Annotated in this window: 12 protein-coding genes and 1 tRNA gene; 2 read left to right on the forward strand and 11 right to left on the reverse strand. The window is 67.9% G+C overall.

Features of this window, described 5'->3' with window-relative positions; all coding sequences use genetic code 11:
• Positions 1 to 14: 14 nt before the first annotated feature.
• The 7 genes from ACE5CZ_RS02290 to ACE5CZ_RS02320 are packed head-to-tail and all read right to left on the reverse strand — an operon-like array spanning position 15 to position 7352.
• Entirely contained in the window at positions 15 to 890 is an 876-nt protein-coding gene (locus tag ACE5CZ_RS02290) for an SDR family NAD(P)-dependent oxidoreductase (protein ID WP_374945743.1), read from the reverse strand.
• Positions 887 to 1285, reverse strand: coding sequence for a Fe-S oxidoreductase (locus ACE5CZ_RS02295; protein ID WP_374945744.1), 399 nt, complete (start codon positions 1283 to 1285; stop codon positions 887 to 889). Before ACE5CZ_RS02295 ends, ACE5CZ_RS02290 begins: the two co-directional genes overlap by 4 nt.
• A complete protein-coding gene (locus tag ACE5CZ_RS02300) occupies positions 1282 to 2733 on the reverse strand; it encodes a dihydrolipoyl dehydrogenase family protein (RefSeq protein WP_374945745.1) in 1452 nt (483 codons plus the stop codon). The genes ACE5CZ_RS02295 and ACE5CZ_RS02300 overlap by 4 nt, the downstream gene beginning before the upstream one ends.
• A gap of 15 nt (positions 2734 to 2748) precedes the next feature.
• Complete coding sequence (locus ACE5CZ_RS02305; protein WP_374945746.1) at positions 2749 to 3552, reverse strand: crotonase/enoyl-CoA hydratase family protein; 804 nt, start codon at positions 3550 to 3552, stop codon at positions 2749 to 2751.
• Positions 3549 to 4409, reverse strand: coding sequence for an arginase family protein (locus tag ACE5CZ_RS02310; RefSeq protein ID WP_374945747.1), 861 nt, complete (start codon positions 4407 to 4409; stop codon positions 3549 to 3551). The genes ACE5CZ_RS02305 and ACE5CZ_RS02310 overlap by 4 nt, the downstream gene beginning before the upstream one ends.
• Positions 4410 to 4450: 41 nt before the next feature.
• A complete protein-coding gene (locus ACE5CZ_RS02315) occupies positions 4451 to 5197 on the reverse strand; it encodes a PspA/IM30 family protein (RefSeq protein ID WP_374945748.1) in 747 nt (248 codons plus the stop codon).
• A gap of 49 nt (positions 5198 to 5246) precedes the next feature.
• Positions 5247 to 7352 (reverse strand): TPM domain-containing protein, encoded by a 2106-nt coding sequence (locus tag ACE5CZ_RS02320; RefSeq protein ID WP_374945749.1) that lies wholly within the window; start codon positions 7350 to 7352, stop codon positions 5247 to 5249.
• A 105-nt stretch (positions 7353 to 7457) separates the two neighbouring features.
• Between ACE5CZ_RS02320 and ACE5CZ_RS02325 the strand changes: the two genes are divergently transcribed.
• The gene (locus ACE5CZ_RS02325) at positions 7458 to 8201 is read left to right on the forward strand and encodes a gamma-glutamyl-gamma-aminobutyrate hydrolase family protein (RefSeq protein WP_374945750.1); all 744 of its coding nucleotides are present in this window, start codon (positions 7458 to 7460) and stop codon (positions 8199 to 8201) included.
• Here ACE5CZ_RS02325 and ACE5CZ_RS02330 read toward each other — a convergent pair.
• The 4 genes from ACE5CZ_RS02330 to ACE5CZ_RS02345 all read right to left on the reverse strand — a co-directional run bounded on the left by ACE5CZ_RS02330 (position 8190) and on the right by ACE5CZ_RS02345 (position 11377).
• Entirely contained in the window at positions 8190 to 8660 is a 471-nt protein-coding gene (locus tag ACE5CZ_RS02330; protein ID WP_374945751.1) for a MarR family winged helix-turn-helix transcriptional regulator, read from the reverse strand. The genes ACE5CZ_RS02325 and ACE5CZ_RS02330 overlap by 12 nt on opposite strands.
• 134 nt (positions 8661 to 8794) lie before the next feature.
• Positions 8795 to 10549: a pyruvate dehydrogenase gene (locus ACE5CZ_RS02335; protein WP_374945752.1), complete on the reverse strand. Its 1755-nt coding sequence runs from the start codon at positions 10547 to 10549 to the stop codon at positions 8795 to 8797.
• Between the two features lie 33 nt (positions 10550 to 10582).
• Positions 10583 to 11275, reverse strand: coding sequence for a Pr6Pr family membrane protein (locus ACE5CZ_RS02340; protein ID WP_374945753.1), 693 nt, complete (start codon positions 11273 to 11275; stop codon positions 10583 to 10585).
• 30 nt (positions 11276 to 11305) lie between these two features.
• Positions 11306 to 11377, reverse strand: a tRNA-Arg gene (locus ACE5CZ_RS02345).
• A gap of 112 nt (positions 11378 to 11489) precedes the next feature.
• On the opposite strand from ACE5CZ_RS02345, the gene ACE5CZ_RS02350 reads away from it, so the two are divergent.
• Complete coding sequence (locus tag ACE5CZ_RS02350; protein ID WP_374945754.1) at positions 11490 to 12284, forward strand: transglutaminase family protein; 795 nt, start codon at positions 11490 to 11492, stop codon at positions 12282 to 12284.
• Positions 12285 to 12321: the final 37 nt, after the last annotated feature.

A 12321-nucleotide genomic window follows, 5' to 3' on the forward strand; every position in this document is an offset into this window, starting at 1 on the left:
CCTCACTCCCCGCGTCAGGTGCGGGAAAGCCACGGCTGGATGAGCGACTCCGACACCCCCCAGAGGCGTGTGGCGACGGAATCGTCGCGGGCGGCCCTGCTCGTTCTGCCGTGGGGAACGAGTCCGTCGAAGTACGTTCCGCTCGGAGCCGATGGTTCGGCCGCCGAGGCCAGCTCGACCAGCGGCGCGGCACCGGCTTCGGGAGTAATTCCGAGTCCGCCGAAGCCGAGCGCGTTGCCGAGCCGGAGCATCCAGGACCCGGCGCCGAAAGAGGTCGTGACGAAGCCCGGATGGAACGCGTATGCGGTGATGCCGCTGCCCTCGGTTCGGCGAGCCAGCTCTCGTGTGGTGAGGATCACCGCGGTCTTGGCCGAGCCGTACGCCTGCCATCCGCCCAACCACGGGCGCCCGCGGCTGTCGAGGTCGTTGAGCCTGAGCCGTCCCCAGCGGGCGGCCACGCTGGCGGTAGAGACGACCGTCACGGAGTGCCCCGCCGCGGCCGTCTTGCGGAATCTCGGCAACAGGAGCGTGGTCAGCAGGAACGGCGCGAGATGGTTCACCTGAAAGGTCGACTCGTGGCCGTCGACCGTCTGCTCGCGGTGCGATACGAGTCCGCCGGCGTTGTTCGCGAGCACATCGATGCGTTCGAACCGGTCGAGAAGCTCATCAGCCACGCGGCGCACGTCAGAGAGCGACGCGAAATCGGCGACGAATGCGTCGGCGTTCTCGATGGATGCGGCCACGGCGCGCGTACGGTCGGCATTGCGACCGACGACGGCGACCCGGGCCCCGCGGCGTCCGAGCTCCTCCGCTGCGGCACGACCGATTCCCGAACTCGCCCCGGTGAAGACGGCGGTCGCGCCGTCGAGGGGGCGACCGTCGGCTGTCACCTGTAGTTGCCCTTCTCGAGCCCGGCCTCGATCTCGAATCGGTTGGTCAGGGCGTTTTTGCCCGCGAGCAGGTACAGCGCGGGAAAGACGAGGCCGTACTTCTTCCACTGCTGCCGGTGCACGGCCTCATGCTCGAGCACCGCCGGCTTGGCGTTGGTGTCGGTGAGGTATACGCCGCCGACGCACGATCCGCCGCGCGAGAACGCCCACTTCGGCAGGCCTCGAAAAACGAAGAGGCCGTCTACCCGACGCACTTTTCCGGTGCTGAGGGTGAAGCCCCAGGCGAGCGCGATCGCGGTGGCATACAGGTAGCCGGCGCGGGCCAACGGGGGAGCGAGCAACACGGACTTCAGGGCCCTGGTCGCGGCCGTGTCGGGGACGGTGACCGGACTCACGCGCCGACGGGCCGACCGTAGGTCTCGAGGAGGCGGAGCCAGACCTCGTTGACGGTCGGGTAGGCCGGCACGGCGTGCCAGAGGCGCTCGATCGAAACCTCGGCCGTGACCGCGATCGTGGCCGCGTGCAGCAGTTCGCTCACGTCGGGGCCGACGAACGTGAGGCCCAGAATGACACTGCGGTCTTCGTCGACGACCATGCGTGCGGTGCCCGTGTAGCCGTCGGCGCGCACGCTCGCTCCCGCAACGTTTCCGATCTCGTAGTCAACGACGCGGGTTCGGTATCCGGCCTTCTCTGCGGCGGCGGCCGTGAGCCCGATCGAGGCGACCTCCGGGTCGGTGAACGTGACCTGCGGAACGGCCTGGTGATCTGCGGTGGCGACATGTGCGCCCCACGGCCCGTCGAAGATCTCTCGACCCGCGGCGCGTGCGGCGATGACGTCGCCCGCGGCGCGCGCCTGGTACTTGCCCTGGTGGGTGAGCAGCGCACGGTGATTGACGTCGCCCGTGGCATAGAGCCAGCCCCCGTCGAACGGCTCGCCGTCGTCGGTGACGACCCGCAGTGTGTCGTCGACCGTGAGCCAGTCGCCCGGGATGAGCCCGATGGTCTCGAGTCCGAGATTGTCGGTGCGGGGAACGCGGCCCGTGGCCACGAGCAGTTCATCGGCCACGACGGTCGATCCATCGTCGAGGCGCACGAGCACGTCGCCGCCGGGGAGGCGCTCGACGGCGGCGGGCGACGTGTGCAGGCGAAGGGTGACTCCGAGGCTCGTCAGCGACGTGCTCACGAGCTCACCGGCGAACGGCTCCATCGTGTCGAGGATGCCGCCCCGGGAGACGAGCGTGACCACTGATCCGAGGCCCGCGTAGGCGGTGGCCATCTCGACAGCGACGACGCCGCCCCCGATGATCGCGAGGCGGGGTGGGATCGTCTGGGCGCTCGTGGCCTCCCTGCTCGTCCAGGGCCGGGCTTCCTTCAGCCCGGGGATGTCGGGCAGGAGAGCTGCCGATCCTGTCGACACGGTGATCGCATGCACGGCGGAGTATCGCGTCGTCTGCCCGTCGGCGCCGGTCACCTCGATCTCTTTCGGGCCGACGAACCGGGCGTAGCCGCGAATCAGATCGATTCCCGCTCCGGCGACCCATTCGGCCTGGCCGTCGTCTTTCCAGTCGCTGGTGAACGAGTTGCGGCGTTCGAGCACGGCGGCCACGTCGATGTCGCCCGTGACGGCCTGTTTCGCGCCGTCGACGGCGCGTGCGGCGCGCAGCACGGATGCGCTTCGCAGCAGGGCCTTCGACGGCATGCACGCCCAGTAGCTGCACTCGCCGCCGACGAGTTCGCTCTCGACGAGCGCCGTGCGCAATCCGCCTCGAACGGCCCGGTCGGCGACGTTCTCGCCGATGGCGCCTGCCCCGATGACGATGAGGTCGTATTCGGTCGTTGTCATGATGATGTCCTAGCGTCAGTGGCCCGTGAATCGGGCCGTCGTGCGGGTGGCGAAGGCCTCGAGGCCGATGCGGGCGTCGTCGCTCGCAGCGAGACGCACCAGGGCGGGTTGGAGTTCGGCCTCGGCCGCAGCATCGCCCGAACGCACGGCGATGCGGGCGTTGGCCAGCGCCGCCTGTACGGCGAGCGGCGCCTGCGCTGCGACGCGCTCGGCGAGCTCGAGCGCCCGATCGAACTGGATGCCGTTGGGCACCACTTCTTGCACGAGGCCGATGCGCAGGGCCTCGGCCGCGTCGAACATGTCGCCCGTCAGAATCCAGCGCATGGCGTTGCCCCAGCCGACGGCGCGAGGAAAACGAAGCGTGGCTCCGCCGAACGGCAGGATGCCCCGACTCACCTCGAGCTGACCGAACCGCGTCGAATTGGCGGCGACGACGATGTCACTGGCGAGCATCAGCTCTATTCCGAGAGTCAGGCAGATGCCCTGCACGGCCATCACGACCGGCTTGCTGAGGCTGCGGCCCGAGACCTGCCACGGGTTGATGCCCTCGTCGTCGACGTAGTCGATTCCGGTCTCCGTGATGCGCGGGCCGATGTCGGCCAGGTCGAGGCCGGCGGTGAAATGATCGCCCGCCGCGTGAACGAGGCCGACGCGGAGGTCTGGGTCGGAATCGAGTTCGCCGTAGGCCGTGGAGAGCTGCTGCAGCATCGAGAAGTCAGCCGCATTGCGCTTCTCGGGCCTGTCGAGCCTCATGAGAAGCACGTGCCCGCGGCGCTCGGTGACGACGCGAACATGATCGGTCCGATCGGCTTCGGTCATAAGGCGCGCTCCTCTGGTGAAACGACGGGACGGGTGAGCGCCGAGATGATGCGAAGAATGCTGGGCAGGTCGTTCGAGGCGGATTCCGGCGTCGACGGGGCGAACTCCGTGATGCCCCCGCCGACGAGCGGAAAGACCGCGCGGACAGCCGCAATGGCCTGCACGAGGTGCTGCACCGACGGGCCGAACGGCTCGGGATACCCCACGCCGTCGATCTCGGCGGGGTCGAGCACGTCGAGGTCGACATGGATGTAGACCGAACTCGCTCCCGTGCCCGCGATCGCGGCGATCAGCGCCTGGGGCTCCTGCAGTTCGGTGGCCGTCACCATCGCGATGCCGGAGGCGTCGATGTAGGCAGCCTCCTCATCGTCGAGCGAGCGCGTGCCGGCGAGCACCAGGTGCTGCGTCGACAACGGCGTGGAGGGAACGAGGGGCTCCGGCCCGTCGCCGAGCAGAGTGCGCAGAACCATTCCGTGAAATGCGTGAGAGGAGGAAGTCTCGGGCGAGTTGAGGTCGCCGTGCGCGTCGAACCACACGACCGCGGTTCTCGAGTCGCCGGAGTTCGCGAGCGCGTGCGGGATCGCTCCGAGTTCGACGGCGCAATCGCCGCCGATCGTGATCACCGGGGCGGAGGTGCCCGCGAGCACACGCCGTTGGCTCGCGAGCACCGACTGGATCGCCGTGTAGCGCAGAACCCCGGTGCCCTGCGACTCGCCCGCGCCGGCCGGCACATCGACGATTCGCGTGGCGGCGGCGGGCAGGTCCCCCTGGATGGCCGTCGCCCCGTCGACGAGGCGCATGGCCCGCGACGAGCCGGAGCCCTGCCACTGGGGCACGATCACGAATGTAGCTGGCACTCGCTCAGTCTTCCACGGTCTTCGGCGCGCGTGACCGAATGCTATTCGACCGGGGCGTCGATCGGCCGGGGCGCTTGGTTCTTCGCCTTCAGCTGCGCCAGGCGGGCGTCGACTTCGGTGAGTTCGCCGAGGTCGTCGAGGCTCTCGAACTGCGAGTCGAGGCTCGAGGCCGTCAACTCCTCCTGGCCGCGTACCTTGGCCTCCTCGCGGCGGATCTTGTCTTCGAAACGCCCCAGCTCGCTCGTGGGGTCGAGAACGTCGACGCTCTTGAGCGCGTCTTGAACCGTGCTCTGCGCTTCGACGGTCTTGGCGCGCGCGGCCAGCTCGTCGCGCTTGCGCGTGAGCTGGCCGAGCTTCTCTTTCATGGAGTTGAGGCCCGACTTCAGCTTTTCGACCACTTCGGTCTGCGATGCGATCGACGGCTCCGCGTCGGTCGCCTCCTTCTCGCTCTGCAGTTGGCGCGTCAGGGCGACCTTGGCGAGGGCATCGAACTTGTCGGCGTCGACGGTGTTTCCGGCCGCGCGGAGTTCGTCGCCCTTCTGGCTGGCGGCCAACGCCTTGCGACCCCAGTCGTCGGCGGTCTGAACGTCTTCGCGGTGGTCGTCCTCGAGCATCCGCAGATTGCCGATGGTCTGGGCGATGGCGCTCTCGGCATCGGCGATGTTGTCGCTGTAGTCGCGCACGAGCTGGTCGAGCATCAACTGGGGATCTTCGGCCTGGTCGATGAGCGCATTGATGTTCGCCTTCGCGAGCTGGGTGATGCGACCGATGATTGACTGCTTTGCCATTGTCATACTCCTTGGGTTGGAACCGTGGATTGTGCGTCGTGAATTGAATTTAGAAGCGTCCGCCGCCGCCGCGACGACCGCCTGAACGCCCTGATGACGAGCTGCGTCCTGATCCCGACGACCGTGACGAGCCCGACGACCGTGACGACCCCGACGAACGTCCGCCGCCGCCCCAACTCGACGAGCCGCCGAACATTCCGCCCGAGTAGGAGCCTCGCGACGAACCGCCGCCGGAGAGCAGTCCGCCGAGGAGCCCTCCCAGCACGGCCGAACCGTCGATTCCCGAGCCTCCGCCCTGGCCCGAGTAGTCGTTGTATGCGCTCACGTCGGTGCGGGCTGCCTGGTCGGCGGACTGGGCGAACTGGTTGGCTTGGCTGGCGAGCGCCAAGGCCCGCTCCGGATCGCTCGCCTGCACGCCGTTCGCCTCGCCCAGAAGTCGTTCGGCCTCGGCGATGCGGGTGCGGGCGTCGAGGCTGACCGCGCCTCGCCGCGTCACCACGTATTGCTTCACAGCGGTGATGGTGCTGGATGCGGCGGTGAGCGTTCGCGACAACTGCTCGTGCGTGCGCGCAGCACGTTCGGCCTGCTGGCGTACTCCCGCGAGTGCCGCATCGAGCGGGGCGTTCGCGCTCTGCAGCGCGTGGAGGGCGGTGACCGGGTCTGCTGAACCGGATGACTGAGCCCGAGCAACCGCGGCGTCGAGGGTCGAGATGAGGGGGGTGAGCTCGGCCCCGCGGGAGGCGCCCTGCGATGTGGCGAGCACCGTGCGCGCCTCGGAGCTGTCGCTCGAGGCCTCGGTGATCGCCGACACGAGCGCGGTCGCAGCGCTCGCGAGCGATGCGGCCAGTGTGTCGATCGCGGCCACAAGCACGCCGGCCTGGGCCACGGCCGCCTGTGCGCGCTGGATGCTCAGGGCGGCCTCGCTCGCCCGACCGCCGCCGATGAGACCGGGCACGGCCGCGGCGGTCGCGTCGGCGTAGGCGAGCAGCTTCTCTGCCTGCGCCGGATTGTCGGAGATGGTCGCGAGCGCTTCAGGGGCGTAGCGTTCTCCGAGGCCGGCCAGCTGCTCGACTGCTGCAGCAATATGCTGCCGAACTGCGGCCGCGCCCGACGCTATGGCGTCGAGTGCGGGCTGCGGATTCTTCTCGAGTTCGCGCAGCGCCGCGAACGCGTCGGCCTGCGCGTCGAGTTCGGCGTCGGCGCTGGTGCACAGCTCGATGATCTTGAGCGACCACGATCGCCGGTCTTCGGGACTGTCGGGAGTATGGTCGTCGAGGTTCTGCTTGAGGGCGAAACTCTGGCGCACCTTCTGTTTCGCACTCTCCAGAGCCTGGGCGAAAGCCGCGGTCGCGTCGTCGCCGAACTGGGCGATGGCGAACCCCAATTCTTGTTCGCTGCTCGAGATCGCGTCGTCGAGCTGAACGAGGAGCCTGCCGACCTCCCGGTCGAGATCGACCTGGCTCGGGCCGCTCGCGCCCGCCTGCGCGTCGGCGGTTCTGGACTTCGACCGCTTGCGCACATAGACGGCACCGACGACGCCGCCGACGGCGACGACCGTGCCTCCGAGCGCCCAGGTGAGTATCGTCGAGCCAGTGCCGGTGGTGCTCGCCGCCTCGCCCGGAGTGATGACGGGATCGGACACTGGATCGCCCCGGAGAAGCTCCTGCAGTGCCGTCGCGGCGTTGATCGCCGCACCCGCCCAGTCGTTCTGGCGCAGCGACGGCTGGATCGCGGTGGTCTCCAGCTCGGTCAACTGCGCGTCGGTGAGAGCGAAATCGGGGTCGACGGAAACCTGGTAGAGGCGATCGTCGGTGGCGACGGCCAGCAGAACGTCGTTCACGCCGAGGCCGTTCTTGACCGCGGTGTCGTCGGCCCATGCCTCCCTGTCGGCGACGCCGGTGAAGCTGTCGACGTAGACGACGAACAGGTTCGTGCCCTCGCTCTGCGACAGCTCGTCGAGGGCATCTTGAACCTCCGCGGCGCGGTTGCCGATCACTCCCACGCGATCGACGACGTAAGCGCCGCCCAGGTTCACGGGCTCTGTCGCCAACGCGGCTTGGGGAGCCTGCACGGCGAGCAGGGCGAGAACGAGTCCGACTCCGGCGACGAGGCCGGATCGGAGCGGGAAATAGCGTCGTCGATCGGTTCTAGACATCGCTGGCAGTCTAGAACAGGGGCCTGCGTCAGGCCTATGACCCGTTTGTGTCGTCTCGTTACGGCCGCACTGGGGAGGACGCGGTGGAATCAGCATGATGGACGCATGGCCACCCGCACCGCGAAGAGACTCAGCGTCGTCGAGGTGACCCGGTATCGCCCGCGCGATGTCGAGTATCACGCCTACGTCGAGGTGCTCAATTCGCGAGCGGTCAGGGCCGCCGAAGATGCCGGTTGGATCGTGAACCGGGTCGCCGCGGCCGACGTCGGTACGGCATCCCTCCTCGCCCTGACCGATTCGAGTGACGCCATCATGCTCATGGGCGGCGAAGACATCTCCCCGCGCTTCTACGATGGCGCAGACGACTACCCGTTCGAGAGCCAGCACTTCGAGACCGCCGACGAAGGCCAGATCTCACTCGTGCACCGGGCGATCCGCCGGGGAACGCCCCTGCTGGGCGTCTGCCGTGGTCTTCAGATCATCAACGTCGCCCTCGGCGGTGGCATCGTTCAAGACCTGGGAACCGAGACCATCCATAAGAACCTCGGGGCTCCGATTCGCGACATCATGGCAGCGCACACCGTCGCGCTCGGCGAATCGAGCAGGCTCGCCCGAGAGCTGGGCGTCTCAGAACTCGTCGTGCAGAGCGCGCACCACCAGGCGGTCGGTCGCCTGGGCGACGGGCTGGTCGCAGTGGGTTGGGCGCCCGACGGTGTCGTCGAGGCGGTCGAGCACGTCGACGCCGCCATCACGGGAGTGCAGTTCCACCCGGAAGACCCGGGCGCTCCCGCGGGGCAGCTCGCCGAACTCGTAGCTCGACTGAGCGTGCGCGAGGCCTCACTCGTCTGAGGCCTCACCGGTCAGTTCGCTGGTTCGCGTGGCTGCCGCGATGATCGCGGTGAGCGCCGACTGAAGGGCCTGCAGTTCAGGGATCGGCATGCCCAACTGCTCGATCATGGTCTGGGGGATGCTCTCGGCCGTCGATCGCAGGTTTCGACCGGCATCTGTCAGCGTCACGTCGAGTCGCCTCTCATCGGCGGCACTGCGTCGCCGATCGACGAGACCGGATGCCTCGAGCCGCTTGAGCAGGGGCGACAGGGTGGCGGGTTCGAGCTGCAGGGCGGCCCCGAGGTCTTTCACCGACCGTGGCTCCTGCTGCCACAGCGCCAACATCACGAGGTATTGCGGATGGGTCAATCCGAGCGGATCGAGCACTGGGCGGTACAGCGCGATCACACTTCGAGAGGCGACCGCGAGAGCGAAGCACACCTGGTTCTCGAGCGCGAGGACGTCGACGTCGTGGCTCATGCTCGTTCCTCCCGCTCGTGCGGTGGGCACGAATCAATAGGGCACTAATTGTATGGTGCTCAGCGTCATGGCGCGTACAGCTACAACGCGTACAGCTTCAATGCGCACAGCTACGGCGCGCACAGCTATGACGCTCACAGACCGGGAACGTGTCGGATGTTCGTGCGCGCCAGCCGCACGGCCTCGCCCGCTCCGCCGTTCAGCACGAGCTTCGACATGGCCAGCCCGAATGAGGTGACCTGCTTCGCCGTGATCGTGGGCGGCAGCGACAGCGCGAGCGGATCCGTTGCGATGTCGACCAGCGCGGGTCCGTCGTGGGCGAAGGCCTCGCGGAGCGCGCCCTGCAGGTCTTTCGGATCGTCGACGCGACGCGCGAAGAGGCCCAGCGCCGACGCGACGGCCGCATAGTCGACGCCGGGCACATCCACCCCGAAGTCGGGGTAGCCGTCGACGAACATCTCGAGCTTGACGAGCCCCAGTGTCGAGTTGTTGAACACGACCACCTTGACGGGCAGGGAATAGGCGGCGATGGTGATCAACTCTCCGAGCAGCATCGACAGGCCACCGTCGCCCGAGATCGTGACGACCTGCCTGCCGGGATACGCCGACTGGGCGCCGATGGCCTGCGGCACCGCGTTCGCCATCGAACCGTGCAGGTACGAGCCGATCAGCCGCCGCCGACCGTTGGGGGTGATGTAGCGCGCCTGCCAGACATTTCCCATGCCGGTGTCGGCGGTCACGATCGCGTCGTCGGCGATCAATTCGTCGAGCACGGTCGCGGCGTATTCCGGATGGATCGGAATCGTCGTGTCGACGTCGGTGTACTTTCCCACGACCGAATCGAGCAGTTTATGGTGGCGTTTCAGGGTCTTCTCGAGAAAGCTTCTGCTGCGCTCGCCACGGACGAGCGGGGTGAGTGCGGCCAGGGTCGATGCGACGTCGCCGTGGATCGCGTGCGTCACGCTGGCCCTGCGGCCGAGGTGCGACGCGTCGGCGTCGACCTGGGCGATGACGACCTTCGACCCGTCGGGCAAGAACTGCTCGTAGGGAAAGTCGGTACCGAGAAGGATCAGCAGCTCGGCGTCGTGGATTCCGGCGTGCGCGGCGCCGTATCCGAGAAGGCCCGTCATGCCGACGTCGAAGGGGTTGTCGTACTGGATCCACTGCTTGCCGCGCACCGTGTGGCCCACCGGGGCCGCGACCAGATCGGCGAAGGCCACGACCTCGTCATGCGATCCCTCCACGCCCGCTCCCGCGAAGACGGCCACCGTCTTCGCCTCGTTGATCGCGTCGGCGAGGCGTGCGATGTCGGCGGCGTCGGGCACGATCGCGGCGGCCCGGGGCAGAACGAATGCCGGGGCCGAGCCCACGGCATCCAATTCGGCCACATCGCCGGGCAGCGAGACGACGGCGACGCCGCCGAGCCCGGTGGCGTGGCGGATGGCCGAGTTCACGACGCGGGGGGCCTGCGCGGCAGAGGAGATGAGCTCGCAGTAGTTCGAGCACTCGACGAAGAGCCGGTCGGGGTGTGTCTCCTGAAAGTAGGAGCTGCCGATCTCGACGCTCGGGATGTGGCTCGCGATGGCCAGCACGGGGGCGCCGGACCGGTGCGCGTCGAACAGTCCGTTGACGAGGTGCAGGTTGCCGGGGCCGCAGCTGCCCGCGCACACGGCCAGCCGGCCCGTGAGTTGCGCCTCGGCCCCGGCGGCGAACGCCGCGGCCTCCTCGTTGCGCACGTGGATCCAGTCGATGCCACCCCGCGCTGCGCCTCCTGATCGACGCACGGCGTCGACGACGGGGTTGAGGCTGTCACCCACGATGCCGTAGATGCGATGGACACCCGCGTCGATGAGCTGGGCGATGAGCTGGTCTGCAACGGTTTTGGCCATGCCACCAGTAAACCCCGGCGGGCCGTGAACGTTCTAGGCCTGTCGAGTCTCCCGCGTCGCGCCGCGTCGACGGCGCGAGATCCACAGCACCGCTGCGGCGGTCAGGCCGATGACGGCGGCGATCAGCACCACGTAGAACGCGACCGAGAAATACCCCTCGGCCGACGTGTTCGGGTTGAGGAACGGGTAGGGGTACCAGTAGTCGGTGCCGAAGACCTGATCGATGACGGACGGTCCGCGCACGAGTGTGTAGACGACCCACACGATGGGATAGACGAGGATGCCCGTGATGCGCGCGGCACCGAGTGGTTCGCGGCCGGGAGAGAAAAGCCAGTCGAGAAGCAGGTAGGCAGGAGCGACCGCGTGCAGCACCTCGTTCGACCAGCCCAGCGTCGCGCCCTGGGGCAGCTCGATGCCGCGCAGCAGGAGGTTGTAGACGATTCCGGTCACGACCATGTAGGTGACGGCCGCGGCTCGCAGGGTCTGGAACCACTGCGGATCGGAATCGCTGCGGGACACGAGGAAGTACGAACCGAGGAGCAACACGACTGCAGCCACGATGTTCGACTGGATCGTGAAGAAGCTGAAGAAGTTGACGATATTGCTGCCGACGTTCGTGACGCCCTTGCCCGACCAGTAGCCGACGCTCGTGACCAGCTGGCCGACGATGGCGGCGATGATGGCCAGGGCGACGCACGCCCGAAGTGCCGCGAAGAGAATTCTCATGCCGGTGCAATCCCCTCGACCGATCAGCTGTGCCCTCGACTGGATTTGAACCAGCGACCTATTCCTTCGGAGGGAAGCGCTCTTCCGCTGAGCTACGAGGGCGTACGTGAGAAAACCTACCAGAAGCGACACGCGGTCGGGCGCTCGATCGCGAGCGCAGAGCGGCAGCACGCGCAACATCATCCCGAAACATTCGGGTGACATGATGCATCTCATGAAGCGCTCGGTCTCCGCCCACATCGCAGTCCGGATCGACAGTCCCGTCACGATGGTGTTCGCCGCCTCCGTTGCGGAGGGGATCACCCGCGAGGTCGAGACCATCGACTTTCGTTACGGCGCCAGCACCATGACGCCGGTCGAGATCAGCGATCTGCATGGCACGCGCCTCCACCAGTTCACCGTCGGTGCGGGAGTGCTCACGATGGACTACTGGGCGACGGTCACGGGCGAGGCGGCGCCCGCCGCGATCACCGCGATCGACCGCATCACGTATCTCAAGCCCAGCCGCTACTGCGAATCCGACATCCTGCTGCCGACGGCGGTGTCCGAGTTCGCGGGGTTGACGGGCAGGGCATTGCTCGACGGTGTCAGCTCGTGGGTCGGCGACAAGTTGAGCTACGTTCCCGGCTCCAGCCTGCCCACCGACGGAGCCGTGCGTACCCTTCTGGCGCGGCAGGGCGTGTGCCGCGACTACGCGCACCTCGTCGTGGCGCTGCTTCGCGCGCTGGATGTTCCGGCGCGGCTCGTCGCTGTCTACGCGCCAGGCCTCGATCCCATGGACTTCCACGCGGTGGCAGAGGCGTTCATCGACGACGCCTGGCATATCGTGGATGCGACGGCGCTGGCCCCCCGACAGAGCCTGGTGCGAATCTCCACGGGTCGCGACGCAGCCGACACCGCGTTTCTCACCAATCACGACGGACTCCTGACGCTCACGGAGCTCGAAGTGACGGCGACGGTCGACCAGCTGCCGGCCGACGACATCACCCAGCTGGTGCAGTTGCGCTGATCCCGCGCCGCACCGGGGCAGACCGGCGCAAGCGGGC

This window comes from Agreia sp. (assembly GCF_964263775.1).
In the GTDB taxonomy this organism is placed as follows: Bacteria; Actinomycetota; Actinomycetes; order Actinomycetales; family Microbacteriaceae; genus Agreia.

What these genes read in the sequence shown, in the direction of transcription:
- ACE5CZ_RS02300 (WP_374945745.1), bottom strand. Translation starts at nt 2,733, where the DNA reads ATGACAACGACCGAATACGACCTCATCGTCATCGGGGCAGGCGCCATC.
- ACE5CZ_RS02340 (WP_374945753.1), bottom strand. Translation starts at nt 11,275, where the DNA reads ATGAGAATTCTCTTCGCGGCACTTCGGGCGTGCGTCGCCCTGGCCATC.
- ACE5CZ_RS02350 (WP_374945754.1), top strand. Translation starts at nt 11,490, where the DNA reads ATGAAGCGCTCGGTCTCCGCCCACATCGCAGTCCGGATCGACAGTCCC.
- ACE5CZ_RS02325 (WP_374945750.1), top strand. Translation starts at nt 7,458, where the DNA reads ATGGCCACCCGCACCGCGAAGAGACTCAGCGTCGTCGAGGTGACCCGG.
- ACE5CZ_RS02320 (WP_374945749.1), bottom strand. Translation starts at nt 7,352, where the DNA reads ATGTCTAGAACCGATCGACGACGCTATTTCCCGCTCCGATCCGGCCTC.
- ACE5CZ_RS02335 (WP_374945752.1), bottom strand. Translation starts at nt 10,549, where the DNA reads ATGGCCAAAACCGTTGCAGACCAGCTCATCGCCCAGCTCATCGACGCG.
- ACE5CZ_RS02305 (WP_374945746.1), bottom strand. Translation starts at nt 3,552, where the DNA reads ATGACCGAAGCCGATCGGACCGATCATGTTCGCGTCGTCACCGAGCGC.
- ACE5CZ_RS02315 (WP_374945748.1), bottom strand. Translation starts at nt 5,197, where the DNA reads ATGGCAAAGCAGTCAATCATCGGTCGCATCACCCAGCTCGCGAAGGCG.
- ACE5CZ_RS02330 (WP_374945751.1), bottom strand. Translation starts at nt 8,660, where the DNA reads ATGAGCCACGACGTCGACGTCCTCGCGCTCGAGAACCAGGTGTGCTTC.